This window comes from Candidatus Omnitrophota bacterium (assembly GCA_028707125.1).
Lineage (GTDB): Bacteria > Omnitrophota > Gorgyraeia > Gygaellales > JAQTUX01 > JAQTUX01.
In genome coordinates, this window is sequence record JAQTUX010000001.1 from 527,498 (window position 1) to 553,344 (window position 25,847).

The 25,847-nt window shown below is 47.7% G+C and carries 25 protein-coding genes; 24 read left to right on the top strand and 1 reads right to left on the bottom strand.

What is annotated here, in order from left to right:
- The first annotated feature begins 238 nt into the window (after positions 1-238).
- Entirely contained in the window at positions 239-448 is a 210-nt protein-coding gene (locus PHR44_02425; protein ID MDD4909524.1) for a helix-turn-helix transcriptional regulator, read from the top strand.
- Complete coding sequence (locus PHR44_02430) at positions 448-1,419, top strand: hypothetical protein (GenBank protein MDD4909525.1); 972 nt, start codon at positions 448-450, stop codon at positions 1,417-1,419. The genes PHR44_02425 and PHR44_02430 overlap by 1 nt, the downstream gene beginning before the upstream one ends.
- Here PHR44_02430 and lexA read toward each other — a convergent pair.
- A complete protein-coding gene (gene lexA, locus PHR44_02435) occupies positions 1,416-2,912 on the bottom strand; it encodes a transcriptional repressor LexA (GenBank protein ID MDD4909526.1) in 1,497 nt (498 codons plus the stop codon). The genes PHR44_02430 and lexA overlap by 4 nt on opposite strands.
- Positions 2,913-3,344: 432 nt before the next feature.
- Here lexA and PHR44_02440 point away from each other — a divergent pair, with 432 nt between their 5' ends.
- From PHR44_02440 to PHR44_02545, 22 genes are all read left to right on the top strand, one after another.
- Complete coding sequence (locus PHR44_02440; GenBank protein ID MDD4909527.1) at positions 3,345-4,019, top strand: hypothetical protein; 675 nt, start codon at positions 3,345-3,347, stop codon at positions 4,017-4,019.
- A gap of 35 nt (positions 4,020-4,054) precedes the next feature.
- Positions 4,055-5,266, top strand: coding sequence for a hypothetical protein (locus PHR44_02445; protein ID MDD4909528.1), 1,212 nt, complete (start codon positions 4,055-4,057; stop codon positions 5,264-5,266).
- Positions 5,267-5,602: 336 nt separating this feature from the next.
- Positions 5,603-6,169, top strand: a complete 567-nt coding sequence (locus PHR44_02450) for a nucleotidyltransferase domain-containing protein (protein ID MDD4909529.1) — start codon at positions 5,603-5,605, stop codon at positions 6,167-6,169.
- Between the two features lie 223 nt (positions 6,170-6,392).
- Entirely contained in the window at positions 6,393-6,812 is a 420-nt protein-coding gene (locus tag PHR44_02455; GenBank protein ID MDD4909530.1) for a hypothetical protein, read from the top strand.
- Between the two features lie 292 nt (positions 6,813-7,104).
- On the top strand, positions 7,105-10,176 hold the full coding sequence (locus tag PHR44_02460) for a S8 family serine peptidase (protein MDD4909531.1): 3,072 nt from the start codon (positions 7,105-7,107) through the stop codon (positions 10,174-10,176).
- A 227-nt stretch (positions 10,177-10,403) separates the two neighbouring features.
- On the top strand, positions 10,404-11,018 hold the full coding sequence (locus PHR44_02465; GenBank protein MDD4909532.1) for a hypothetical protein: 615 nt from the start codon (positions 10,404-10,406) through the stop codon (positions 11,016-11,018).
- Positions 11,019-11,085: 67 nt separating this feature from the next.
- Positions 11,086-11,259, top strand: a complete 174-nt coding sequence (locus PHR44_02470; GenBank protein ID MDD4909533.1) for a hypothetical protein — start codon at positions 11,086-11,088, stop codon at positions 11,257-11,259.
- Between the two features lie 27 nt (positions 11,260-11,286).
- On the top strand, positions 11,287-11,640 hold the full coding sequence (locus tag PHR44_02475) for a YkgJ family cysteine cluster protein (protein MDD4909534.1): 354 nt from the start codon (positions 11,287-11,289) through the stop codon (positions 11,638-11,640).
- A gap of 9 nt (positions 11,641-11,649) precedes the next feature.
- Positions 11,650-12,093, top strand: coding sequence for an RNA-binding protein (locus PHR44_02480; protein ID MDD4909535.1), 444 nt, complete (start codon positions 11,650-11,652; stop codon positions 12,091-12,093).
- An 82-nt stretch (positions 12,094-12,175) separates the two neighbouring features.
- Positions 12,176-12,334 carry a hypothetical protein gene (locus tag PHR44_02485; protein MDD4909536.1) on the top strand — a complete coding sequence of 53 codons (159 nt, stop codon included), beginning with the start codon at positions 12,176-12,178 and terminating at the stop codon, positions 12,332-12,334.
- 175 nt (positions 12,335-12,509) lie between these two features.
- Positions 12,510-12,674 (top strand): DNA-directed RNA polymerase, encoded by a 165-nt coding sequence (locus PHR44_02490; protein MDD4909537.1) that lies wholly within the window; start codon positions 12,510-12,512, stop codon positions 12,672-12,674.
- Positions 12,675-12,941: 267 nt separating this feature from the next.
- Positions 12,942-13,772 carry a sulfide/dihydroorotate dehydrogenase-like FAD/NAD-binding protein gene (locus PHR44_02495; protein ID MDD4909538.1) on the top strand — a complete coding sequence of 277 codons (831 nt, stop codon included), beginning with the start codon at positions 12,942-12,944 and terminating at the stop codon, positions 13,770-13,772.
- Positions 13,773-13,779: 7 nt separating this feature from the next.
- The gene (gene gltA / locus PHR44_02500; GenBank protein MDD4909539.1) at positions 13,780-15,207 is read left to right on the top strand and encodes an NADPH-dependent glutamate synthase; all 1,428 of its coding nucleotides are present in this window, start codon (positions 13,780-13,782) and stop codon (positions 15,205-15,207) included.
- Positions 15,208-15,220: 13 nt separating this feature from the next.
- Positions 15,221-16,561, top strand: coding sequence for an NADP-specific glutamate dehydrogenase (gene gdhA, locus PHR44_02505; protein ID MDD4909540.1), 1,341 nt, complete (start codon positions 15,221-15,223; stop codon positions 16,559-16,561).
- Between the two features lie 19 nt (positions 16,562-16,580).
- Entirely contained in the window at positions 16,581-17,534 is a 954-nt protein-coding gene (locus PHR44_02510; protein MDD4909541.1) for a hypothetical protein, read from the top strand.
- 16 nt (positions 17,535-17,550) lie between these two features.
- Positions 17,551-17,970: a secondary thiamine-phosphate synthase enzyme YjbQ gene (locus tag PHR44_02515; protein ID MDD4909542.1), complete on the top strand. Its 420-nt coding sequence runs from the start codon at positions 17,551-17,553 to the stop codon at positions 17,968-17,970.
- Between the two features lie 16 nt (positions 17,971-17,986).
- On the top strand, positions 17,987-18,115 hold the full coding sequence (locus PHR44_02520; GenBank protein ID MDD4909543.1) for a desulfoferrodoxin FeS4 iron-binding domain-containing protein: 129 nt from the start codon (positions 17,987-17,989) through the stop codon (positions 18,113-18,115).
- 12 nt (positions 18,116-18,127) lie between these two features.
- Entirely contained in the window at positions 18,128-19,582 is a 1,455-nt protein-coding gene (locus PHR44_02525; protein MDD4909544.1) for an amidophosphoribosyltransferase, read from the top strand.
- Positions 19,549-22,782: a carbamoyl-phosphate synthase large subunit gene (gene carB, locus PHR44_02530; GenBank protein MDD4909545.1), complete on the top strand. Its 3,234-nt coding sequence runs from the start codon at positions 19,549-19,551 to the stop codon at positions 22,780-22,782. Before PHR44_02525 ends, carB begins: the two co-directional genes overlap by 34 nt.
- A gap of 11 nt (positions 22,783-22,793) precedes the next feature.
- The gene (locus tag PHR44_02535) at positions 22,794-23,762 is read left to right on the top strand and encodes an ATP-binding protein (GenBank protein MDD4909546.1); all 969 of its coding nucleotides are present in this window, start codon (positions 22,794-22,796) and stop codon (positions 23,760-23,762) included.
- Between the two features lie 154 nt (positions 23,763-23,916).
- On the top strand, positions 23,917-24,129 hold the full coding sequence (locus PHR44_02540; GenBank protein MDD4909547.1) for a cold shock domain-containing protein: 213 nt from the start codon (positions 23,917-23,919) through the stop codon (positions 24,127-24,129).
- 13 nt (positions 24,130-24,142) lie between these two features.
- Positions 24,143-25,714, top strand: a complete 1,572-nt coding sequence (locus PHR44_02545; protein ID MDD4909548.1) for a radical SAM protein — start codon at positions 24,143-24,145, stop codon at positions 25,712-25,714.
- The last annotated feature ends 133 nt before the right edge of the window (positions 25,715-25,847 follow it).

Genomic DNA, 25,847 nt, shown 5'->3' on the forward strand with positions numbered 1-25,847 from the left:
TCCCTCGCTGCTCGAGCTGCTTTGCCTAAAATCGCAATTCGCTCGAAAAGGGTAGGTTCATTTTACAAGAAGAAGAGCAACAGTGTCACCGTAACCACGATTCCTGCCATAAATAGGTCTTCGTAATAGCGAATATATCTCATAGGAATATGATACTTATAGTCATCATATATGTCAATAGAGAATGCTACTTATAGTATCGTAGACAATAAGTAGCAATGATGCCATAATAAAAGTAATGGAAAGCAAAATACTAAGGCAATTTGGGGATAGGGTCAAAAAGCTAAGAAAGGCCAAGGGTTGGTCTCAAGAAGACCTTGCTAAGAGGGCGGGACTGCACAGGACTTACATTGGCAGTATTGAGAGAAGCGAAAGGAATGTAAGCTTGCTTAATGTAGAGAGAATTGCAAAGGCACTAAATGTTGCAACTCAACACCTTTTAAAATAATGTCAGAAACAATAGATTACAAGATAATATTATCAAGATTTCCATGGATTGTTGAGAAAAATCAGAATGTTATACTAAGTCCTGATTGCGATGGGTTTTTATGCGGATTATTAATGTCTAGTTTTCTAGGATGGAAAATAGTTGGTTTCTACGATGGCAAGATTCTTATATTAAAAAAGGGCCTAAAGACAAGGGACTGTGTATTTCTAGATATGGAGATCTTTAGGAAAGACATTAGAAGTGTAGGGCATCATATGCTTATGTTCGATGTTCGTAATCTACCGTCTAATTGGGATAATTTTAATAATTGTATCCAGCCAAACAATATAAGAGGATTTGATTTTCGTAGCAGTTTTAACCTGAAATACCCGCTTGGTACGATCCATTTTCTTATAGGGATTTTAGCTCAAAGTGTAAAGATAGATATTCAGGAAAAAGCAATTTGCCCCATGCTTTTTGTAGATGGCACATTTAAGAACTTATTCAATTTCCCGGAAAATTGTTTAAGTTGGCTCCATTTTTTAAAAGCAGATTGTTTAGAGAACCCGCTACATAAAATATTTTATAATAATTATTATTCTGTGAATGAATTAATGGTTGCGTTGAAGGATTTATTCCAGAAATTAAGAGAGATTAATCACGGTAAGAGAGGCGGGGATAAGCTTAAAATATCTAACTCAAGGGGCGATATTCAAAGTTTTCAATATAAAGGAAAATTTTACGCTTTGGAAGATGATAAGAAAGTAAAGATAGAAAATTTGTTGAAGTTATTATCCGGATTAACAGGATGGAAGTATGATTCTAACGATTGGCAATGGAATGATATGAATTCATTTATTTTCTCAAAGTCCTCAATAATGCCGCGTAAAAAAAACTACTATCCTTTGATGGACAGCAATCCTTTATCTTATGCTATCACAGGTACCCTGTCGCTAGAATACACCCTGGAAAAACCAAATAATCTGCCTTAGGATGTAATGTTAACAAGTTCGAATTCTTTTTGACCAACATTCGCCTCTTGTTTTGTTCGTTTTTCTGCCAGTTTACAATAATCTTCAGAGATATCAAAACCTATGTATTTTCTGCCTAGCTTTATAGCAGCGATAGCAGTTGTTCCGCTGCCCATGTATGGATCTAAAACTATACCCCCTGGTGGGCAAAAGCAGCGAATAAAGTCGACAGGTAGCTTATCGGGAAAGGTAGCAGGATGCTGATGTTTTAACCGTGTGCCGTCTCCACAAGTCACATAATCCCAAATTGTACCTCTACATTTTACAGGATTGATTGTTACTTTCTTTGATTTCAATGTATGTCCATTCGTCAAGCGAGTAGCACATCCGGTCATCGTTTTCCCGCCATGCTTACTCGGTATCTTAAGAGGGGTTTTATTGAAATATTGCGGTCTTGAACCTTTAAGAAAGATTGGTATATATTCATGATCAACCCTAAATCTTTTTGTCCACCAAGCGCCTTCGCCACCGTGCTTTCTGTAAATAACCGTCTCAAATAATTTAAACCCGACATTTTCACACCAATCAATTACGGTTTTAAATGTAGTTAATGTCTTGCCGAAGTTTTTAGTTTGGTCTTGTATAACCATCGCGGTAATCCCGCCTTCTTTTAATACCCTATAAATCTCTTTCCCAGTAGCATGAAGATCATAAGTAAACCCATTATATGCTCTTATGCCATCATACGGAGGAGAGGTAACGACTAAATCAATTGAATTATCCGGTAATTTTCTCAATCCCTCCACACAGTCCATGCATTGAACAGTGTTTAGCCATTTCTTCAAATAATCATCTGTCTTAACGGAGTCCTTGATTTTTTTATTACCTAATACATTCGTGATTGTAGAGTTATCTGTGCTAGCCGGACTTTTAATAATATCGACAACTATTCCTTGGATAGTAAGATGATCGGGGGCTACTAAAATAGGTTCCATGTTAGAATTTGCTGGTTCTAGCCGTATTCTATTTCTTTCTTTATAGAATTTTTTTAGCGTGACTTCTTTATTTTCCAACAGCGCAACAATTCTTTCGCCATTCTGAGCCGTACTTTGTTGTTTTATTACCACTATATCACCATCATCAATATTTTCTTCTATCATGCTTTTGCCAGCTACTTTTAATGCAAAATAATTGTCACTTGCTTTTATTTTATCTTGAGGAACAGCTATACTTTCTCTATCTTCTACTGCTTCAATTGGTGTACCTGCAGCTATTCTGCCTAAAAGTGGTATTCGGATCAAATTTTGTTTGGCAAAAACATCCAATGCTCGAGGATGGTTTTCCTCTTTTCTTAAATACCCCATATTTTGTAGCGTTTGGACATGATAGTGGGCCGTTGAGACAGAAGAAAGGCGAAGGTGTTTTTTGATTTCTTCTAGGGAAGGCGCGTAATCGTGCTTATCCTTGTAGCTTTTTATGAAATCTAGTACCTGTTTTTGACGTTTAGTAAGCATTTTAATAACCCTTGACTTTCGATTCATTTTCGATTATAATATATTCATTAGAAAAGTCAAGAGAAAATTTGTAAGAGTGGTATTTTAAGAGGATAGAAAATATGCCAGAAAACAAAGAAAATTCCGAAGGAAATCTTAAAGAATCTTCGGATTCATCCCAAGATACTAGTAAACCGAGCGAAGGTAATAATTCAAATAAATAGAGAGAAAAATTAAAGAGAGGTTTCTACTTTGTGCCATCTCCCTCCCCTAAAAATTGCGGCAGTTTTCTGAAAAGCTAGCGCTGGGAGAGAGTATCTAAAACAGTCAGTTTTTAATTTATTTCTTAGGGAGTTAAGGTGTAATAACTACCATTTCTAATGATTTACCCAGTAATGAGGAGGATATTAAGTGAATACGTGTAATCAAAAATTTAACTTGAAGAATATATTTGTGAGAACTAAGCAAAAGATCTCAAAATTTAAAGACCTTATTTCTAATAACTTAAATTATTTGGCTAACGCGATTTTAGTAATTCTTCTGCTAACATTGTTCTATATCTTTTGCCTTAAGAGCGTTATTCTTGAAAGTAAAGTATTATTAGCTACTTTGTGGGCGCTACTTTTATACACATGGAAAACCTGGCAATTAAAAGATATTACTTTTAAACATGTTAGTTATACTTTAAGACCCGTGGTGGTATTAGATATTATTAATATTGAAAATAGTGACTTGACAATAGATTATCAAGGTCTTGGGAAAGTTTTATCGGTATGCGCAGAACTCCGCAATATTGGAGAAGGTATCGCAACAAACATTTTTGTAGGATATAGTATTTTTGTTAAAAATTCTCAAGGTAAAGAGATTCAAATTACTGCGAACAATAGAGGTCGTTCGCTAGGAAGCAAGGAAAAAAGATGTGTTGAATTGACTGTCATAGAAGACGGCTTAGATTTAAATGAGATAGCTCTCAAATTAAAAAGTGGTCAGACCGAAAATAGAACAATAACGATCTATTATAAAGACCTTGAAGGTAACAGATACTTTACAGAGATGCAACAAAATTTTCATGGCGCAGGATGGACATTTCTTTACACTAAAGAAGGTTCTGGGATGGAAAATTCCTAGATAGATAATAGTTTATAAAAAGAAAACAATTGGCAATGTTCGAAGAAAATATTTTTAAAAAAATCTTAGAAACTTGGTCATCCGATCAACACCATCCTTACAGGGATAGAAGGAAAAAGCCACTTCCTTCAATTACCGATTTAAAGATAATGATTGAAACCTTATTTCTGGCAAGTCTAAAAAGAGAGGAAGGTGGATGGTTAACTTTTGCTACCGTGTTATTAGCGAAGGATAAATTAGAACAGGAGCTTAAAACATCTGAGCGCAAACAGCTTATTCTTAATTTTGATAAAAGTATACCTTTCATAGAATCGTCCATAACAAAATTAGCTTCTGCATTTGACCCAAAAATCTCTGCGCTAATTGTTGGTCCTCGAGAGGGCAATAGTAATGAGTATGAGATATGGGGAGTAATGTTCTTTAGACCAAGCCACAATCGATTTAATGAAATTTCTGCTGGTATGCCAGAATTTAGTTATTTTCGTCCAGATTTAATGATGGTTACCGTTGTTTCACCTGGCTCATTAATCATAAGCCGGGGAGATAGCCGAATAGGACATTTGACCGCAGGAACATTTGTTGCAGCAACCCCGACCCCATTTACTTCGCATGCGATGGGGAATTATATAATTGAGTGCATTAAGGGAGATGAAGGATACAAAAAATACCAGAATTCATACTGGCATATCTTTAGAGACTCCATTGAGTATTTGCTTTCCGAAGTTTCGGTTCGTGGGCACGGAGGAACATTAATAATTGTTCCTGGGCACATGAAAAAAGAATGCAGTAAAGGATATGTTGAGAAATATCCATTTGATCGCAATCTTGAAATAGAAAAAATAATTTTAAAACTGCTAAACCTCCCCGTGAGACACAGTGTACCTTTTGATATTTTGCTTTATAGATTACTTTCAGAACGTCTATCTTTTCTTGCTCAATTGTCATCTGTTGATGGCGCTTTAATTATTACGAGTAATTTTAATCCGATTTCTTTCGGGGCTACCCTTAACTCAGGAGAATGGAATGGTAAGGTTATTATAGGTTCAGATGGCTTTAACTCCGGAGGAAAAGAATTAAATACAGCTAATTTTGGAACAAGACATAGCTCAGCTTTAAATTTTGTCGGTAATTTCTATGGTGTAGTTGGTTTTGTAATTTCGCAAGACGGACCAATTAGGGGGTTTATTAGAAAAGACGACAATACGATTCTTTGTTGGCCTGATTGTGGTATTTCTATGTTTATATAAAAAATATGTTAGCTTCTAATTTTTTTCAAATTACTTTCCTCCCTCTAAAATGTTCGCCAGTTTTTTGATGGCACAGGAAAGTATAAAACACTTTCCTGTGCCACTGCGAAAATCGCTTAGAGTTAACTACTAAAGGCGATTTTCTTGAAAGATAGCGCTCACCCCACGCTTATAGGAATTGCGCGGGTGTCCCGTTTCCTGCGGGAAGGCGGGGCGCGGGGCAGTTTCTAAAGGTTTCTCGGGCAAAATTTTGCCGCTAACACTCTTGACAGATATCAATATTGTTGTATAATTTACATCAATTGATGTAAATATAGCAACAAAGGAGCTGATTTTATGTCAGTATTACTTAATACAAGATTAAGAAAAAAATTGCTGGCTTACTCATTTACTCATATTGATGAGAATTATTATGTGCGTGAGCTTTCTAGTCTTATTGACGAAGATCCGGGCAATCTATCAAGGGAGCTAAGGAAATTGGAGGAAGAGGGGCTATACACTTCATTCGCTAAAGGAAACGTAAAATTATATTCTGTTAATAAAGATTACCCCTTGTTCAAAGAGATTAAGAAAATAGTTTTTAAAACTGAAGGGGTTGAGGGCAGCCTTAAGGAAATAGTCTTAAAATATAGAGGTATTACTTCAGCTTTTATTTACGGTTCGTATGCAAAAAACAGGGAAACAAGCGCATCCGATATAGATTTAGTTGCCGTGGGAAAATTTAACCGCGACCGTTTCACAGATGATATACGCAACTTAGAAGCAAAACTGAATAGAGAAATTAACTTTACCGTCTATACTGAGGACGAGTTTAAAAATGAGAGAAAAAAAGACGGTGGTTTTCTTAATCTAGTCCTTAAGAATAAATTCGTAATTTTGAAAGGCAAGCCCAATGCTAGATAAAGCTATATCTAGACTAGAGAAGGAAGGAAAAGTAAGAAAGCAGCAGGGAGCGGGGACGGTTCTCTTTGAAATTAATCTTTGATACATAATAAGTTGTGACATCTCCATTATTAGCCCAGCATTCAGCTGGGTTTTTTTGTTGCTGCTACGCTGGGTGAGGGGTATAATGATTTAATCGGCATAGGATAGTAAGGGGATACCTTAGGAGAAAGCAGGAGACGAAATGAGGAGAATAACCTATCTATTAGTTTTAATAATGTTGATGGCTGGATGCGCGACTTTAGAAGAGGCAAATTTGATGACTCCCCAGCCAGTAACTTCCGAATATTTCGTTACTGAAGGAGCCGGATTCTTATTGACTGAAGGCGAAGCTGGATATTCGTATGTTTTGTTGTTAGCCGCGAGAAAACCTTTTGAAGACGGCGCTTTTTTAGAGGTATATTGTGAAAATCCCAAGAATAGAAGAGATCCCCTAATTGTAACAAAGGATCTAACACCGGAAGACAAAAAGGTAACGATAGAATCTGCCAAGGCGCAGGGATTCTTGCCCTATCATAACTATGAGGCTGTTGTGTATATTTATAAGGATTCATCAAAGAGAGAATTGCTTGGAAGCCACAGACAATTGGTCCGTGCATACTAAGGTAAATACCGGGGGTGGTTCTCTCGCGCGGGAAAAAATCTAACTAAGGGGCAGAAACGGGTTCTGGATGAGGCAAAGGCCGAATCGCGCAATGCCTTCAACAGGGTTTCCAAGGACCAAAAGGACAGATACAACTAGATTCGCAGGATAAATATTTCCCAGCTTTTCGGCTGGGATTTTTTGTTTGATCGTAAAGATGAAAACGTTTTCATATTATTTTGTGGCCGGCTTGTTTTTAGCCCGTTTATCGGATATACTTTATTGATAAGGATTCTTAATATAGGGAGAAACGATGTTGAGAAAAATAAGGTGGGGATTTTTTATATTTGCTGTTTGCGCCGTATGTCTTGGCCGGGCAGAACTTTACGCGGAAGGCAAAAGGCCTGCTGTGCCGGGGAGGATTATTGTCCAGCGCAGGAGTGCCAGATCAGGAGTCGTCCCCAAGGCATTGTCAGCCGGCAGGCAGGCGCCTTCTCCCTGGCAGGGTATCCTGGCCCGTTCCGATGTGACCGCGAAAAGACTGTTTAATGCCTATCTTCCCGGTACAGGCTCAAGCAAGAAGGCCGTATCCCAGAAGGCCTATATCCAAAGCATAAAATCCTCATATCCCCTCAGGGCGAAGCGCGCGCCTGATGATGTTTCTCTGCCGGATCTCTCAGAGGTCTATATACTTGAGTTTAGCCGGGACGAAAACCTCTCCGACGTGCTGGATATGCTCAGGGGCGATCCGGACGTGGAGTATGCCCAGCCGGATTACATAATCCCGGTTGAGGACGCCTCTTCAGCAGACGACATAAATTATTTTGATAAACAATGGGGGTTGGAGAAAATACAGGCATATGATGCCTGGGGGCTGTCAAGGGGAGAAGGCGTTATTGTGGCCGTGGTGGACTCGGGAGTGGATATTTATCATAGTGATTTAGCGGCAAACATATGGACCAACCATAATGAGATACCTGACAACGGCATGGACGACGATTTTAACGGCTGTATCGATGACGCGCACGGCTGTCATTATTATACGGAAAGCGCATTTTATCCTGTGGGGGAAGGCGATGTATCCGATCTTGTGGGACACGGCACGCATGTTGCAGGCATCATAGCCGCCTCCGGGCCAAGGGTAATGGGTGTGGCTCCTTCAGCCCAGATCATGCCGCTTAGGGTCGACGGCAATAAGTACGATGAGAGATTGACGGGCATTTCCAGTTCTGCAACCGCCCTCGCGATATATTACGCAGTCGCAAACGGGGCCGATGTTATCAATAACAGCTGGGGCGTGAATTTCTATGACCCGGAGAACCCGATTATACGCGGGATCATTCAGTTTGCCCATGGTATGGGAGTCGTTGTTGTGTTTTCTTCGGGGAACGATTCGCTTAATGTCAACCATCATTTTCCCAACGCCATGAAGGAGACCATCACGGTGGGTAATTGTAATAAAGAAGATAGGGTTAATTATCGCTCCAACTACGGAGCGCTGGTGGATATATGCGCTCCCGGCACGGACGTAATCTCCACAGTGCCGGTTATGCAATGGACGATGCCGCAGGAAGGCATAGACCCATCCTACGCCTATAAAAGCGGCACATCAATGGCAGCGCCCCATGTCTCGGGGGCAGCGGCGCTGCTGCTGGCAAGTGATCCTGATTTGAGCAATGAGGATATAAGGCAGATCATGCGCTTTTCAGCGGATGACGTTGAGGCCAAGGGCTTTGATATGCCTACCGGATTCGGCCGCCTCAATGCCTACCGGGCCCTTCAGGTTGACAACGTACTGGATGCCCGCATTACAGGTCCCGCGGTGCCGTTTGGCATCTCTCCCGAAGAAAGCCCCATTGTTGAGATCAGCGGCTTTGCCGGCGGTGATGGATTCAAACACTATCGGCTTTTTTATGCTTATGAGGATGCGGCAATGGACAGGTGGAACGCCATAACCGACGCCATATATAACGAAGTAGAGGGGGGCCTGCTTTGCAGGTGGAATACCGGCGGACTCGCGCCGGGTTATTACGTAGTCCGCCTTGTGGTTACCTCTGAAGACGGCAGGCTTTACGAAGATGTTATCCCTGTTTCAAAGGAGCGCTACGGCCGGATAGAGCGCCTGACCTCAGGCAGCAGGCGCCATGTCAATCCTGACATTTCCGGCAGATATATCGTATGGGAGAGGCAGGAGATGTCCCCTGACGGCAACATAAGCGTTGGTACCGAGATAATACTGTATGATAAGGAAACAGGAGAGTTTAGGGCTATCGATCCGTCGCCCGCTGATTATCTCACGCATCTGCAGGTAAGCGGCAAATACGTGGTCTGGCGGGGCAATGTATCCTGGCCTCCGGAGAATGACGGCGGCATACACATATATGACATTGATACACAGAAGCGTGAAGTCATCCAGGCTCCGACGAATGATCTAAAGTTGCAGGGCGGCGCGATATTCTATAAACTTACAAGCGAAGACGGGCGTACGAGCCGCATCTACGCGTATGATATCGCCTCGGGAGAGAACAAGGCCATCATAGAGGATGATTTCTTATACGCCTCAAGCATATCAGGCGCCATGTTTGTCGTGGACGGCACTATGCTTGTGCGCGTAGGCAGCGATGATGACTATCGGCACTTTTTCTCATTCTATGACCTGGATAAGCGCCAGGAGCGGCGCATAAGATTGGATAGATTGATCACCGAGAAGGATAACGGCTATGTGGAGCGTATGGCCGCGTCCGGCGGAAGGGTCATCTGGAGCTACCGTTACGGCAGCTCGCTTACGCCGCCGGGAGCGTTCAAGGATATATATCTATATGATATTAACACGGAGAGGAACCTGCGCCTGACCGCTGAAGGCAACAGGTATTCCAACTTTTCCTACAACACGCCCATTTCACAGGATTACGCGGTATGGTCGGAGGATTCTTCCGGATATGAGAATATCTATCTATACGATATAGCCAACAGGCAGAAACACCAGATCACATTCAATTATTTCAATCAGGAGATGCCGGTTGTCTCCGGAAATACCATTGCCTGGCAGGACGAGCGCAACGGCGGATGGGACATTTACTCTCTGGACCTGCCGCAGCCGCCTGTAAATACGGTACCTGAGATCGTCTTTCTCACCGAACGTTATCACGCGTTCTATTGGCGCGGCCGCGATAAAGAGGACAAATATAAAGTGCAGTATTATTATCGCGTTGACGGCGGAGAATGGAACGGCCCTATATCCTATCCCAGAGTAAGCAAGCGGGATCTGGTAAGGCAATACAGCCTCCAGGAAGGCACGCACGCGTTTGAGGTCAAGGCCGTTGACCAGCAGGGCGGCGAGTCAGAGGTAAAGTCATTAAGATTTCTGGCGGGCGCTTCCCGTTAATCACCACTCCACAAAATATTCCCGTATTAAACTTCTGTTTTCCGTGTTGCCTCATCAATATAGGACGGTTCTATTTGAAATTAATCTTTGATACATAATAAGTGCCGGGATTTTTTATTCAAGAAAATAGTTGGGTATTCGGGACTGATCGCGGTATAATAAATAACAAGAGGGAGGATCGTTGGCGAAAACCGGAGTTAGCAGCAGAACGAAAGGAGGCCTGACAAATGGATAGGAGATTGTTAATACTTATTCTTAGTATAGGTGTATTATTAAGCGGCTGCCTGACCCCGGAAGGCCAAAACATCTCATATAGTCTTCGAAGACCCGGTTTGGATGCCCGCTCTTCCTATTCAACCGATGTCAGCTCCGCGCAACAGCCCGGAGTATCCGTATTTGATATAAGGTTTGTCGATATCGCGCACGCTATGGCCTATTTGCCTTTTGCCGTTCTTTTGGCCATTCTATTCCGTCTCGTCCTGACATCATTTAATGCCTACGCGGTCATGCGGGGAGAGGCGGGTAGTAAAAGGAAGAAGTCCGGCAAAAGATATTCTTTTAAAAGATCTTATTGGGAGTCGTTCTGGGGGTTCAAAGATGATAGGAATGTAGATAATTATTGGCTTCCCGCTTTGATCGGGCTGGCGGAGTTAATAGTTTATCCCTTCTTAATAATAACTAACCACTTGGTATTGATCGGGGTCTGGCTTGTCCTTAAAGTAATGGCTTATTGGGGAAAACAGCAAGGATCACGCATTCTTTATTATCGCTTTATATTGGCCAATATGTTGGTATTAGCCGCCGCGTATATTTCTTCGGTTGTATTTCTGACTGTTAAATAAACCGAGTGTAACGGCGCTTGGGATATAAAAAAGCCGGTAAAAAAGCATTACAATTTCAGATAGTTAAATGAAGCAGCAGGAATGGCATAAAAGGAGAGCTAAAATGAACAGTTGTATGAGGTGCGGGGAGAAACTGGCGCACAATTATCTGGTAAGGACGTTTACGGTCATAAAAGAAAAAAGGGAACGAGTGATAGTGTGTTTAAAATGCAGGGAGATCTTGAATAAAAAGGAAAAATAGGACCGGGAAGGAAGGTAGGGGTGGCTGATGAAGAAGGTTGATTGCCTGAAATGCAAAGGGAAGAGCGCTTGCTGTGATTTTGGGGCGTGGGTAGATCTGGAAGATGCTAAAAAACTGATATCCCTCGGATTAAAAGGGGACTTTTATCATTTTGAGAAGGATGAAAATTTTCCTTCCGGATATAGAGTAGGAACGAGCTGTGAAAACAATCGCTGTTCTTTCCTTACTCCGGAAGGCCTGTGCGCCATTCACAAGATCGATTATAATCTGAAGCCATCCTACTGCAAAGAATTCCCCTACGAAAACGGAAAAGTATCTCCGTTCGCGGAAGATCTATGCCCGGTGTTCAGGCCAAAAAGAAAATCTAAGAAAAAAACCTGACAGGCCAAAATGGATATTTTTGTGGGTAATCTGTCCTTTGACGCCGCTCAGGGCGACATACATAAGCTCTTTGAAGGTTTCGGGAATGTGGCTTCCGTGTCGATCGTGACGCGCGATGAGAAAAAGGCGCCTAAGTCAAGAGGGTTTGGTTTTGTCCGGATGCCCGATGAGCAGCAGGCGCTGGCCGCGATAGCCGCTCTTAACGGCAGGGAATTCATGGGCAGGGTCATTAATGTAGAAGCGTCGCGCGCTAAAACAGAGGCCCATGGGCAGCACCTCGCCTTAAAGGATAGGCGAGCGCGCCCTTCTGGGCAGCCGGGGGCATACAAGGGCGGCAGGCGCGCGCGCAGCTATATGAAACGGCTGGGGTTATCCGGAACGCGGGAAGAGGCTAAGCCGCGGAAAATACATCACGACAATCCGATGCGGTGGCGCAAAAGGAAGGGCCGCTAAACAAAAACGCGCATCGTTGAAATTTTGTGGTATAATTACAGGCAAATGAAAATTAAAGGATGGGGTAAGATACAAGGAGGATATGTTGGCGAGAGATAATTATTCATATAAAAAGTACCAGAAAGAATTGGCCAGGAAAAAGAAGGCGGAGGCAAAGAAGCAAAGAAAGCTGGAGAAGAAGGCGATGAAGGACGCGCCTGAGCCCGGGCAGCAACCCGATGGCCAGCCCGCTTTAGAGTAAAGAAATACTTGCAATATCGCTAAAAACCCCCTATAATTATAAAACAATGCTAAATCATTAGCATAAATAAAAGACACCCCGCGCTTATGTATGTACCTGGCGCTTATTGGAATCGCGCCAGTGTTCCCTCGCGGGAAAATCGCGCGGGTGTTGTCTTTGTGGACAAGGAGGAAACATGGGGTATCAAGGTGGTGGCGGTGGATTCGGCGGGCCGCGGGAGATGCACAAGGCAATTTGTTCGGAGTGCAAGAAAGAGTGCGAAGTTCCGTTTAAACCCAGGGATGATCGTCCGATATACTGCAAGGATTGTTATTCAAAGCGCAAGAACGAAGGCCGTTAGAAAGAAGGGGTAAGGAAGAAGGGCTCTCTTAGTGCAACTTAAGAGGGCCCTTTTTCTCTCTTTGGAAACAAGCGGACAAAATAAATATTGACAGGCGGGCAAAACAGATATAAATTAGAATCTATCCGAATTTATAACGTAATACAGCTAAAAGGTATGAGACAAAGACGTCCGCATGCAGGTTCCAGGGATGTCTTTTTTGTTATTTGTCCAAGTGCTGTTTAAGTGCCTGGAAAATAGGCACTGACAGCATAAAAAAGAGGCGGTATGAAGATAACAAGCAGGGAAGTCCTGGCAGACAGTCAAGGGGTAAGCATCGTAAAGCTCGTCATTCAATCGCCGGCTATCGCCGCGAAGGCAAAGGCAGGGCAATTCGTCGTTCTTATGGTGAAGGAAGAGGGAGAGAGGATACCCTTGACTATTGTAGAGGCAGACCCCGGGAAAGGCACCGTAACACTCATTGTGCAGGAAGCGGGGTTGACTACAAAGTTGTTGGCCGGGGCCAAGGCAGGGGATTCTCTCTATTCGATCGTGGGCCCGTTGGGGCATCCCACTGTGATCAAGAACTATGGGAAGGCCATCCTTGTCGGCGGCGGCGTGGGCATAGCCGAGATCTACCCTGTAGCTAAGGCGCTGAAAGGCGCCGGCAACCATGTGACGGTGATAATCGGTTCGCGCGCGAAAGGACTGTTGATCCTTGAGCGCGAGTTAAAGGCGGCCGCTGATGATTGCATTGTAATGACCGACGATGGCTCCTATGGCCGCAAAGGATTTGTGACAGAAGCGCTCAAAGAGCTCCTTGAGAGGTCAAAATATGGCCTGGTCTATGCCGTGGGCCCCATACCGATGATGAAGGCCGTTTCCGGGGTGACAAGGCCTTTTGGGGTCTTTACCTTGGCCTCGCTTAACGCTCTGATGGTTGACGGCACGGGCATGTGCGGCTGCTGCAGGGTGAGCGTGGGCGGGAAGGTCAAGTTCAGCTGCGTTGACGGGCCGGAGTTTGACGCCGGACAGGTTGATTGGCAGGAGTTATCAAGCCGCAACAGTATATATAACGAAAAAGAGAAACATATTTGCCGCCTTAGAAACGCGGGGTAAAAGCGCGATGAAAAAAGAACCGGTCAAGGCAAAAGAGAGAGACAGCGCCGCCAGGGTCAGGGATTTTGAAGAGGTTGTTCAGGTTTTCTCTGAGGCAGAGGCCCTGCGAGAGGCGGCGCGGTGTATCCAGTGCAAGGAGCCGAAATGCGTCTCGGGCTGTCCGGTGGGGATCGACATCAAGACATTCATAGGCCAGATGGCGAAGAAAGATTATGACGGGGCATATTTTACTATACGCCGGAAGAACAATTTTCCGTCTATATGCGGAAGGGTCTGCCCTGCCGAATATCAGTGCCGTAAGGCGTGCGTCTTTACTAAAAAAGGAGAGCCCTTCGCGTCCCGCGAGGCCATCGGCATTCATTTTCTTGAGAGGTTTATCGGAGATTACGGGGCCGGTAAGGCGCTGCGGGTAAAGGCGGCCGGCGATGATGCTCTCTCCCGGGTTAAGGTGGCCGTTGTCGGGTCAGGCCCGGCAGGATTGTGCTGCGCCGGAGAACTGGCGCGGCGCGGCATTAAGGTCGTGGTCTTCGAAGGGCTGCATAAAACAGGCGGTGTCTTGCGCTACGGCATCCCTCCTTTCAGGCTTCCCAGGGATATCCTGGACCTTGAGATCGACTCTCTGAAAAAACTCGGCGTTGAGATCAGGACGAATACCATTATAGGCAGGGTAAAGGCGGTTGACGAGCTTTTCGCCGAAGGGTTTTCCGCCATATTCCTCGGCCTGGGGGCCGGCATACCGTCATTTTTAGGGATACCCGGTGAAAATCTCTGCAATATCTATTCGGCGAATGAATTTCTCACCAGGGTAAATCTGATGTCCGCGCATAAATATCCCGCGTATCATACGCCGGTCAATATAGGCAGGCATATAGTAATTATCGGCGGCGGCAATACCGCGATGGACGCGGCGCGCGTTGCCATAAGGCTGCAGCATATGAACGGGATCGAGCCGGATACAACGATAGCATACAGGCGCACTGAGATAGAAATGCCGGCGCGCCGGCTGGAAATAGAGCACGCCAGGGAAGAGGGCGTTAAGTTCCGGATGCTGGTGAAGCCGGAGGAGTTTATGGGCGATGAAAAGGGCTTTGTGAAAAAGATGCGCGCCTCGCGGTGTGAGCTTGGCGAACCCGACGCCGGCGGGAGGCGCAGGCCCGTGGTTATCCCCGGGAGTTCTTTTGAGATCGGCTGCGACATGGCGGTAATAGCCGTGGGATTAGGCGCCAACAAAATACTTACCGGCGTTACGCCGCGGCTGAAGACCGATAAATACGGCGATGTAATAGTCGATCCTGAGACCATGCAGACCTCTATCAAGGGTGTTTTCGCCGGAGGCGATATCGTGGGAGGAGAGGGGACTGTTATTGAGGCGATGGGTATGGCTAAAAAGGCCGCCGGCGCCATCATTGATCATCTGGGCAGAAAAGCAGATTAGAAAGGAGAAGGGCATGAAAAGCGGCATTATTAAAGAAATTATGGATGATGTTATAAGCAAGAATCAGGGCGAGCCGGAGTTCCATCAGGCCGTAAGAGAGGTGGTGGAATCGTTGGCCTCTTTTATGGAAAAGAACCCCAGGTATAGAGACGCCAAGATCATTGAAAGAATGGTGGAGCCGGAGAGGGCCATAATCTTCCGCGTGCCGTGGATAGATGACAGGGGAGATATCCGGATCAACAGGGGCTATCGTATTGAAATGAACAGCGCCATAGGCCCCTATAAGGGGGGCATACGGTTTCACCCCAGCGTAAACTTGAGCATTCTCAAGTTCCTCGCCTTTGAGCAGGTCTTAAAGAACAGCCTGACCACGCTTCCCATGGGCGGCGCGAAGGGCGGTTCTGATTTTGACCCGAAGGGCAAGTCGGATAACGAGGCGATGAGGTTCTGCCAGAGTTTCATGAGCGAGCTTTTCAGGCATATCGGCCCTGATACCGATGTCCCGGCCGGAGACATCGGCGTTGGCGGCCGCGAGATCGGCTATATGTTCGGCCAATATAAGAAATTAAGGAATGAATTCACCGGCGTCCTGACCGGTAAAGGTTTATGCTGGGGCGGCAGCCTTATACGGCCGGAGGCCACCGGTTACGGCTGCGTTTATTTTGTTGAGGAGATGTTAAAGACAAAGGGGGAATCGCTCAAGGGCAAGGTGTGCGCGGTGTCCGGTTCAGGCAACGTCGCCCAATATACGGTAGAGAAATTATTGCAGCTTGGCGCCAAGGTCGTCACTATGTCGGATTCGGACGGGTTTATATATGACGAGGGGGGCATTGACCATAAGGAATTGAAGTGCGTGTTCGACCTGAAAAACAACCGCCGCGGCCGCATAAAAGAATGCGCCAGGGAATTCAAGTGCAAGTATTTTGAGAAGCAGAGGCCCTGGCAGGTAGAGTGCGATATAGCCTTTCCTTCGGCGACCCAGAACGAGATCTCCGGCGAAGACGCCAGGTCGCTCGCGAAGAATGGTTGCATAGCGGTAGGTGAAGGCGCTAATATGCCTACGACCCCTGAAGGGATAAGCGTGTTCCAGAAGGCCCGGATATTATATGCCCCCGGAAAGGCGGCGAATGCCGGAGGCGTGGCTACGTCCGGACTTGAAATGACCCAGAACAGCATGAGGCTGTCGTGGCCGCGCGAAGAAGTTGACAGGAGGCTCCACGACATAATGATATCTATTCACGAAAATTGCGTTCGCTACGGCAAGGAAGGCGGCTATGTTGATTACGTAAAAGGCGCCAATATTGCCGGGTTTGTCAAGGTGGCCGACGCCATGATAGCCCAAGGGGTGGTTTGACCTAACAAAGGAGGGTAGAATGCGGAAGAAGATCAGGATTGCGATCCTGGCGGTTGTTTTCCTTTTTGGATTTTGCCTGGTCAGGGACTTTTTCATCAAGTCGTTGATCGGCACCATAGCAAGCAGCGTTACCGGCGCCCCCACCCGGGTAGGCGGCCTTTCGCTAAGCGTAATAACGCAGTCGGTCAAAATATCTAACTTCAGGATGTATAATCCCGAGGGTTTTCCTGAGGAGATACTTGTTGATATACCAAGGATGGGCGTTGCCTGCAATTTGTGGGCGCTCATATTCGGCAAGATCCATATCAGGAATCTGGACTTGCAAATTAAAGAGATAGGCGTGGTGAAGAATAAAGAGGGTAAGCTGAACGTTGATTCATTAAAAATAGCCGAGGCAAAACCCGCGGAAAAAGAGAAAAAGAAGCCGGGCAGGCAGCTGGCCATGCGGATAGACACCGTAAGTTTAGGTATGGGCAGGGTGGTGAGCCGGGATTACAGCGTGGAGGGCCAGCCGGTTGTCAAGGTTTATGATATTAATTTAAATAAGACCTATAAGGATATTAACAGCGCGCAGCAGCTTGCCGCCTTGATGATATCGGAGCCGCTAAAGGCGGCGGGTATCCAGGGGCTTAAAACCTACGGGGCTTCCATGCTTACCGGAGCGGCGGCTTTGCCGGTCGCGGCCGCGTTTGCCTTTGCCGGCAAGGACCACGTTCAGGAGATCTTCAGCGTTACAATGGACAGGGCCTACGATGCCGGATTGCGGGCAGTCAAAATGGCGGGGAATATCATAAAAGAAGATAAGGCCGGCGGGATCATAAGCGCGGAGGTTAACGGGGCGCGGGTAACTTTTAAGTTGAAGAAGCTTTCGGAAAGATCAACCGAGGTCACTATTTCCGCGCGCAAATTAGGGTTTCCTCAGCCCGAGACAGCCTCAGGGATCATGTACCAGTTGAACAAACAGCTTAAATAGTGGCCAGGGCGCGTTAATGACGATAATTACCAAGCACCTCAATCTTAAGACAAAAGGCGCGGGGGACCTGATAGACATCACTGCCCGGATCCAGGATAATTTAGGGGACAGCGGCCTTAAGGAAGGCAATGTCACGGTCTTTGTGATCGGCTCAACCGCGGCTATAACTACACTTGAATATGAACCCGGTTTGATCTCCGATCTGAAAGAGTTATATGAACGGCTTGTGCCGTCCGGTAAAACTTACGCCCATGATGAGGCCTGGGGCGACGCCAATGGTTTCAGCCATTTGCGCGCGGCATTGCAGGGGCCGTCTTTGACGGTCCCTTTTGTTTCTGGCAGGCTTATATTGGGCACCTGGCAGCAGGTGGTCCTGGCGGAGTTTGACCATAAGCCGCGGCAGAGGAAGATAGTCCTGCAATTCGCGGGAGAATAAAAAATGGGGGTAAAAAATGGCAGTGGAAAAAACGGGTGAGAAATACAGGTGCAATGTCTGCGGCAATGAAGTAGTGGTGACAAAGGCGGGCGGCGGAGAACTCGTCTGCTGCGGAGAACCGATGGAGAAGTTAGAAGGGGTTTAAGGAGGCCTTGCCATGAGCGGTATATTCGGGGTTATTTCCAAGAATGATTGCGCGCAAACCTTGTTTTACGGCACGGATTATCATACGCATCTGGGGACGGAGTACGGCGGCATGGCAATACTGGGCGATGGGTTCAGCCGCCATATCCATAATATTTCACAGAGCCAGTTCAAGTCAAAGTTGTACGAAGATTATAAACATATGCATGGCAATAAAGGCATCGGGGCCATAAGCGATTCGGATGAGCAGCCCATATATCTGAATTCTAAATTCGGCCCGTTTTGCATCGTTATGGCCGGCATGATAGATAATAAAGAAGAGCTGGTGCGGGATCTATTGGCCAAAGGGGTGTCCTTTAGCGAGATGAGCAAGGGAAGCGTTAATTCCGTTGAGCTTATCGCGAAATTGATAAACCAGGGGCGGGATATTGTTGACGGGATAGAAAGGATGTTTGAGGCAATAGAAGGCTCCTGTTCGTTATTGCTGCTTAATAAAGACGGCCTTTACGCGGCGCGGGATAGATGGGGTTACACTCCGTTGGTCCTGGGCAAGAGAGGCGATTCCTGGGCAGTGACAGCAGAGACGGCCGCCTTTCTCAATACAGGGTTTTCCATAGAAAAGTTCCTTCTGCCGGGCGAGATCATTTTGCTTAATGAGGACGGCCTGGCCCAGCGGAAGCCGGGCGGCAGCAGGAGCCAGATCTGCGCATTCTTGTGGATCTATACCGGTTTTCCCGCCTCAAGTTACGAAGGCATAAATGTCGAGGCGGCAAGGGAAAGATGCGGCAGGTTTCTGGCTGAACGCGATAACGATATTGAGGTGGATGTTGTTTCGGGCGTCCCTGATTCAGGCATCGCCCATGCCATCGGATACGCGATGGAATCCAAAAAGCCGTACAGGCGGCCTTTGGTCAAATATACTCCCGGTTACGGCAGGAGCTATACCCCGCCTTCGCAGGAGGTGCGCGATCTGATCGCCACAATGAAATTGATCCCCAACAGAGAAATAATTGAAGGCAACAGGATCGTTGTTTGCGAGGACTCAATAGTCAGGGGGACGCAGTTGAAGAATTGTACGGTCAAGAAATTATGGGAGTGCGGGGCTAAAGAGGTGCATGTGCGGCCTGCCTGCCCTCCGTTGATGCATCCCTGTAAGTTCTGCCTTTCTACGCGCAGTATCAATGAGCTTGCGGCGCGCCGGGCCATAAGGGCTTTGGAAGGCAGCGACATTGAAGATGTATCGGAATACATTGACCACACCAGCGATAAATATAAAAAGATGGTGGACTGGATCGCCAGGGAGTTGTCGTTGACCACCTTGAGATATCAGACCATAGACGACATGGTAAAGGCGATCGGTTTACCCAAAGAGAGGCTTTGCCTGTATTGCTGGACCGGAGAATGCCCGCAGCCGAAAGCAGGAAAAGATCCGATATGCCAGGAAGAAAAGATATTAGAAAAGTATTGATCGTAGGGTCCGGCCCCATCATTATCGGCCAGGCCTGCGAGTTTGATTATTCCGGCACCCAGGCCTGCAAGGCCTTGCGCGAAGAAGGTTACGAGATCGTGCTGGTGAACTCCAATCCCGCGACGATCATGACTGACCCGGGCATGGCCGAGCGCACCTATATTGAGCCGTTGACGGTGGAAAGCCTGGCCAGGATCATTGCCAGGGAGAGGCCGGACGCGCTCCTGCCGAACCTGGGAGGCCAGACGGGTTTGAATCTGGCCTCGGCCTTGCATAAGGCAGGGGTGTTGGATAAATACAAAGTAAAGATAATCGGGGTCCAGGCGGACGCGATAGAGCGCGGAGAAGACCGCGAGGCGTTCAAGGGCACCATGAAGAAACTGGGTATCCCGGTGCCGCGGTCAGAGATCTGCGTTTCATTTGAAGAGGCGTTAAAGGTCGCCGGGCGGTTAGGTTACCCGGTAGTGATCCGGCCGGCATATACGCTCGGTGGGACAGGCGGCGGGATCGCTTATAATAATGAAGACCTTGACTTCCTGGTCAACCGCGGGTTAAGCGCGAGCCCGATCCATCAGGTTTTGATCGAGGAAGCGGTTATCGGCTGGGAAGAGCTGGAATTGGAAGTCGTGCGCGATGAAAAAAATCAGAAGATCACCGTATGTTTCATTGAGAACATTGACGCCATGGGCGTGCATACCGGAGACAGTTTTTGCGCCGCGCCGATGTTGACTGTGCCCCAGGGCCTGCAAAAAAGGATGCAGGATCTTTCCTATAAGATAGTCGAGGCCATCGGAGTCGTGGGCGGCACGAATATCCAGTTCGCGCATAACCCGGAAGACGGCCGGCTGGTGGCCATTGAGATCAACCCGCGCACGTCCCGTTCCTCAGCGCTTGCTTCCAAGGCTACCGGCTTTCCCATTGCCAGGATCTCCACCAAATTGGCTGCCGGCATTACCCTTGATGAGATCCCTTATTGGAGAAAAGCGACGCTGGAAAAATATGAGCCGTGGGGTGAATACGTAGTCATCAAGTTCGCCCGCTGGACGTTTGAGAAGTTCCGCCAGGCCAAAGATATCCTTGGCACGCAGATGAAGGCAGTGGGAGAGGTGATGAGCATCGCCAAGACGTTTAAAGAGGCGTTTCAAAAGTCCATACGTTCCCTTGAGACAGGCAGGTACGGATTGGGGTTTATCGGGGATCTTCACGATCTGCCGCTTGAAGAACTGAAATTACGGCTGGCCTTTCCCTCCAGCCAACGCGTCTTCCTGATGTACGAGGCGCTGCGCAAAGGCATTAGCGTGGATGAGCTCCACAACCTTACCTATATAGGCAGCTGGTTTATCAAAGAGATGAAGGAGATGGTGGAATTTGAGGAAGGGCTGCTTAAGCGCGGCTGGGAGAAATGCTCTGACGCCAATTTGAGAAAGGCCAAAGAATGGGGTTTCAGCGATAAGTACCTTGCAGGGATATTCAAGGTAAAGGAATCTGATGTGCGCGGCCGCAGAAAAAAACTGCTCGGCAACGCCCGTTTTGAGCCGGTGCCTGTCAGCGGCGTAAAGGATGCCGCCTATTATTATTCTACTTATACCCCCGGTAAGGACCTGGTGCCGGTTTCCGGCAAAAAGAAGGTGCTTATCCTGGGAGGCGGGCCCAATCGTATAGGGCAGGGTATTGAGTTTGATTATACCTGCGTGCACGCGGCGTTCGCGCTGCGGGATGAGGGTTTTGAGTCGGTCATGATTAACTGCAACCCGGAAACGGTCTCTACCGATTATGATACTTCCGATAAGCTTTATTTTGAGCCGTTGACGGTGGAGGATGTCCTGGCTGTCTGGGAAAAGGAAAAGCCCGTCGGCGCGATCGTGCAGTTTGGAGGGCAGACCCCGCTTAATATCGCGGCAGAACTTGAGCAGAACGGAGTCAGGATACTGGGCACGAGCACCGAAGCGATATCCTTTGCCGAGGACAGGGAGCTCTTCAGGCGGAAGATGATCGAATTGGGCATCCGCCAGACCGAAGGCGCGACAGCGTTTTCCCTGGAAGAGGCGGTAGCGATCGCGAGGCGCGTCGGGTATCCGGTGATGGTCAGGCCGTCGTTTGTTCTGGGCGGGCGCGGCATGGAAGTGATCTATGATGAACAGATGCTGGTCAAATACGCCAAAGAGGCGATCCAGGTAAGCCCCGAATACCCCATGCTCATTGACCGCTTCCTGGAGAACGCCGTTGAGTGCGAAGTGGACGCGCTTTCCGACGGAAATGAGACATTCGTAGCGGCAGTGATGGAGCACATTGAGCACGCGGGGATCCATTCCGGAGATTCCGCCTGCACCATTCCGCCGCGGACCATAAAGAAAGAACATTTAGAAACGATCAGTATATGGACGGAGAAGATCGCCGGGGAATTGAAGGTGTCCGGCCTGATCAATATCCAGTTCGCCATTTGCGAGGATAAGGTCTATATACTTGAGGCGAACCCGCGCGCCTCGCGCACAGTGCCTCTGGTTTCCAAAACCGTCGGCATACCGCTGGCGCGTATCGCCACGCTTTTAATGCTGGGCAGGAAGATCGGCGATTTTCCCCAACTGCGGCACCGGAAGATCCCCTATGTCTCGGTAAAAGAGGCGGTATTTCCGTTTAATATGTTCCCGGAGGTTGACCCTGTGCTCGGGCCTGAGATGCGCGCGACCGGAGAGGTTATGGGTATCGGCCAGGATTTCGGCACGGCCTTTTTTAAGGCGCAGGAATCAGCGGGCACAAAACTGCCCACGGAAGGCACGGTATTGATCACGGTAACGGACGCGGCCAAGCGGGAGCTCTTGCCTATCGCCTTAAACCTTTCGCGCATGTCGTTTAAGATCCTTGCCACGGAAAATACGCACCGTTTTCTGAAAGAGAACGGCGTTGAGTCAAGCTTTATCAAGAAACTGCATGAAGGCAGGCCGAATATAGCCGACGCGGTCAAAAACAAAGAGATAAACCTGATCATAAACACTCCCGCGGGCAGGACCAGCGCCTACGACGACAGCTATATCCGCACTCTGGCCATCCAGTATAAGATCCCCTATGTGACAACTATGGCAGCTGCCCGGGCAACCGTGGACGGGATCGGGTCGGTGAGAAAGGGCCAGGACCAGCCGAGATCGCTGCAGGAATACCACCAGATGTTGAAAGAAGCGCAGAAGGCAAGCGTAAAAAGATAAGGAGGCCGATAATGCCGCAGGTAAAAGAAATCACCGCGAATGAGCTTGACACAAAGGGATTTATTAAAGAAAAGGCCGCGGAGATCGCGCGGGCCGTGGGCAGCGGTGTCGCCATTAACGCCCTTTCCGGAGGGGTGGATTCCGCGGCGGTAACCATGCTCGGGCATAAGGCGCTCGGCGAAAAGTTAAAGACCTATTTTATTGATAACGGTATCATGCGCGAAGGCGAGCCGCAGCAGATCGCCTCCATATTCAAAAAACTGGGGGTTAATGTGGAGGTAGTGGACGCTCAGGATGATTTTTTTAGCGCGCTTAAAGGCATCAGCGATCCCGAGGATAAGCGCGAGGCGATCACCCAGACATTTTATAAGAAGGTTTTCGGCAATTTAGTGAAGAAAAGCGGGGCAAGGCATCTTTTACAGGGGACCATCTTGACGGATATAGACGAGACGGTCGCCGGCATCAAGCGCCAGCACAATGTCTTTGAACAGCTGGGCATTGACCCGCAGGAGGCATTCGGATACAAGATCATTGAACCGCTGGTTCAGCTGCGCAAAGACGGCGTGCGCAAGGTCGCCGAATCACTGGGGCTGCCCCCATCTATTTACAACCGTATGCCGTTCCCCGGGCCGGCGCTTTCCGCGCGCGTCATCGGAGAGGCCACGCGCGAGAGGATCGCCTTGGCGCGTAAGGCCACTTCTATTTTGGAAGAAGAATTGTCTTCGGTGAAGGCATTCCAATACATGGCCATACTGCATAACGACCGCGTTACCGGCACGCGCGATAATAAAAGAGAGTTCGGCCGGCAGATAGAGATACGCTGCTGGGACAGCATTGACGCGCGCCAGGCACGGCCGACGCGGCTGCCTTTCAGCGTGTTAGAGAAATTAGCGCAGAGGATCGTCAGAGAGGTGCCGGGAGTTGTCAGCGTTACCTACAATATCGCCGCCAAGCCGCCTTCCACAATGGAAGCGGTATAAAATAGGAATTCCCCGCCTTGTCTTAATATAATAAAATCGCTGTTATTATTCCTTAAATAGTGCTACAATATCCTTTGAAACATACCCTGCACTACGTTGACAGAGGGATAAAATAGCTATCTCGGTATAAAAGCCGGGAAAAGGAGGATGTATAATGCATAGTGGAAAGATCAAGAAAGTGGTGCGCGAGAGAGGGTTTGGTTTTATCAGCGATACGGACGGAAGAGAGGTGTTCTTTCATCAAAGCGGCCTTATGGGCGGCGCCAGCTTTGATTCCCTGAGCGAAGGCCAGGCAGTTGACTTTGAAGTTGAGAATTCCCCAAAGGGGCCGCGCGCCATCAACATACAGATAACCGCCGCTTCCTAGACCAAAATCCGTTATGTTTGATACAAAGAAGAAAAGATACAGGCTCAGGATCGTGGTGCCTGCTTACCCGGCGTTTAATATCTATTCCCGCATTGCCAAGGGGACTACAGCCCTGGGTCCGGTATGCGTAGCCAGCGTTGTGAACGGAATGGAAAAATGGGATGTTGAGGTTATTGATGAGAATAACCTTCGCAAATACGGGCCTGCCGGCGATTCAGGCGGGGCAGACCATGAATTTCTGCAAAACCTGCGGCCCGCGGATGTAGTCGGGCTCTATGGCGGACTGACCAGTACCATACCGCGGCTGTATAAAATAGCCGGATTTTATAAGGATAAAGGGATCGTGACCATTGCCGGAGGGCAGCATTTTGTGGAAGATAACATAGCCGAGGCGTTAAGTTCCTCCGTTGATTATGTGGTCAGAGGCGAAGGCGAAGAGACCATTAAAGAGCTTTTATCGGCCCTACAGGGCGGGCGCGGCATAGATGAGGTGAAGGGCATTGCCTATTTGCAAGACGGAAAGGTTGTTTGTACTCCGGAGAGAGAGCCCTTGTGTGATTTTGATAGCCTGCCTTTACCGGATTTCTCATTGGTGCGATACGCCAGGATCAAAATGTATCCCGTGGGAAGGATACGGGGCTGCGGAATGGATTGCGAGTTCTGCGCCGTCAAGGGCGCGCCGAGGCACGCGTCTCCCGAACGGCTGCTGGAAAGCATCAGCAGCCTTTTAGAAACGCATGACGCGCGGCATTTTATGATAGTTGACGACCTCTTCGGGCAGCAGCGGGATGAGACGATAAGGTTCTGCAACATGCTCAGGGATTATCAAAAACGCGTAGGCAAGCGGCTGGACCTGGCAGTCCAGATACGGCTGGATAAGGCCAAAGACACAGAACTGCTTTCCGCTATGCGCCAGGCAGGCATTAACACGACAGCCATCGGCTTTGAGTCGCCGATCGAAGGCGAACTTAAGGCGATGAATAAGCGCATAAAGCCCGAAGAGATGGTCTCCCTTGCCAGGGTATTTCATAAATTCGGGTTCCTGGTGCACGGCATGTTCATCTTCGGATACCCCTTGAAAGAAGGCGCGGATTTCAAGATGGGCGCCGCGGAACGCATAAGGCATTTCAGGAATTTTATCAGGAAGGCCAAGATCGATACCATACAGATCTTACTGCCCGGCCCAATACCCGGGACAGAATTAAGGCGCCGGCTGGAGAAACAGAACCGGGTTTATCCGAAGGAAGACGTGGGCTGGGAATATTATGACGGCAACTTTCCTCTGTTCGAGCCGGACGCGCCCCTGAGCGCCGAAGAGATGCAGGCCTCCACAAAAAAGATCATGGGCAAGTTTTATCAGTTCAGATATGTGTTTATGATAGCCCTGAACATACTTTCTTTTCCCGGCTTGATCTTCTTCCTGCATAATATTAAATCGGGCTGGAGAAGATGGTATCGGCCCTGGCGCAATCACCTGATCCGTTTCGGCGGCTGGCTTATTATGCGAGGGTGGGTCTCGCAGTTCAAGAAGAGCGACTTTTCCCGGAAATTACGGCGGGCGAAAGAGCATTTAAAAATAGCGTAAGATCCCATTAAAAAGGACCGGCTATGCAAAAGGTAAAGACGTCGCATAAAAACAGGAAGTGCAAGTTCGCGCATTGTAAGCATATCCTGAGCATTTACAATCACGAGGCGTATTGTCATATTCATCTCGGCCA

Bases quoted from the DNA above. Each gene is read 5' to 3' on its own strand.
- PHR44_02425 (MDD4909524.1), top strand. From the start codon at position 239: ATGGAAAGCAAAATACTAAGGCAATTTGGGGATAGGGTCAAAAAGCTA.
- PHR44_02430 (MDD4909525.1), top strand. From the start codon at position 448: ATGTCAGAAACAATAGATTACAAGATAATATTATCAAGATTTCCATGG.
- lexA (MDD4909526.1), bottom strand. From the start codon at position 2,912: ATGCTTACTAAACGTCAAAAACAGGTACTAGATTTCATAAAAAGCTAC.
- PHR44_02445 (MDD4909528.1), top strand. From the start codon at position 4,055: ATGTTCGAAGAAAATATTTTTAAAAAAATCTTAGAAACTTGGTCATCC.
- PHR44_02450 (MDD4909529.1), top strand. From the start codon at position 5,603: ATGTCAGTATTACTTAATACAAGATTAAGAAAAAAATTGCTGGCTTAC.
- PHR44_02455 (MDD4909530.1), top strand. From the start codon at position 6,393: ATGAGGAGAATAACCTATCTATTAGTTTTAATAATGTTGATGGCTGGA.
- PHR44_02460 (MDD4909531.1), top strand. From the start codon at position 7,105: ATGTTGAGAAAAATAAGGTGGGGATTTTTTATATTTGCTGTTTGCGCC.
- PHR44_02465 (MDD4909532.1), top strand. From the start codon at position 10,404: ATGGATAGGAGATTGTTAATACTTATTCTTAGTATAGGTGTATTATTA.
- PHR44_02470 (MDD4909533.1), top strand. From the start codon at position 11,086: ATGAAGCAGCAGGAATGGCATAAAAGGAGAGCTAAAATGAACAGTTGT.
- PHR44_02475 (MDD4909534.1), top strand. From the start codon at position 11,287: ATGAAGAAGGTTGATTGCCTGAAATGCAAAGGGAAGAGCGCTTGCTGT.
- PHR44_02480 (MDD4909535.1), top strand. From the start codon at position 11,650: ATGGATATTTTTGTGGGTAATCTGTCCTTTGACGCCGCTCAGGGCGAC.
- PHR44_02485 (MDD4909536.1), top strand. From the start codon at position 12,176: ATGTTGGCGAGAGATAATTATTCATATAAAAAGTACCAGAAAGAATTG.
- PHR44_02490 (MDD4909537.1), top strand. From the start codon at position 12,510: ATGGGGTATCAAGGTGGTGGCGGTGGATTCGGCGGGCCGCGGGAGATG.
- PHR44_02495 (MDD4909538.1), top strand. From the start codon at position 12,942: ATGAAGATAACAAGCAGGGAAGTCCTGGCAGACAGTCAAGGGGTAAGC.
- gltA (MDD4909539.1), top strand. From the start codon at position 13,780: ATGAAAAAAGAACCGGTCAAGGCAAAAGAGAGAGACAGCGCCGCCAGG.
- gdhA (MDD4909540.1), top strand. From the start codon at position 15,221: ATGAAAAGCGGCATTATTAAAGAAATTATGGATGATGTTATAAGCAAG.
- PHR44_02510 (MDD4909541.1), top strand. From the start codon at position 16,581: ATGCGGAAGAAGATCAGGATTGCGATCCTGGCGGTTGTTTTCCTTTTT.
- PHR44_02515 (MDD4909542.1), top strand. From the start codon at position 17,551: ATGACGATAATTACCAAGCACCTCAATCTTAAGACAAAAGGCGCGGGG.
- PHR44_02520 (MDD4909543.1), top strand. From the start codon at position 17,987: ATGGCAGTGGAAAAAACGGGTGAGAAATACAGGTGCAATGTCTGCGGC.
- PHR44_02525 (MDD4909544.1), top strand. From the start codon at position 18,128: ATGAGCGGTATATTCGGGGTTATTTCCAAGAATGATTGCGCGCAAACC.
- carB (MDD4909545.1), top strand. From the start codon at position 19,549: ATGCCAGGAAGAAAAGATATTAGAAAAGTATTGATCGTAGGGTCCGGC.
- PHR44_02535 (MDD4909546.1), top strand. From the start codon at position 22,794: ATGCCGCAGGTAAAAGAAATCACCGCGAATGAGCTTGACACAAAGGGA.
- PHR44_02540 (MDD4909547.1), top strand. From the start codon at position 23,917: ATGCATAGTGGAAAGATCAAGAAAGTGGTGCGCGAGAGAGGGTTTGGT.
- PHR44_02545 (MDD4909548.1), top strand. From the start codon at position 24,143: ATGTTTGATACAAAGAAGAAAAGATACAGGCTCAGGATCGTGGTGCCT.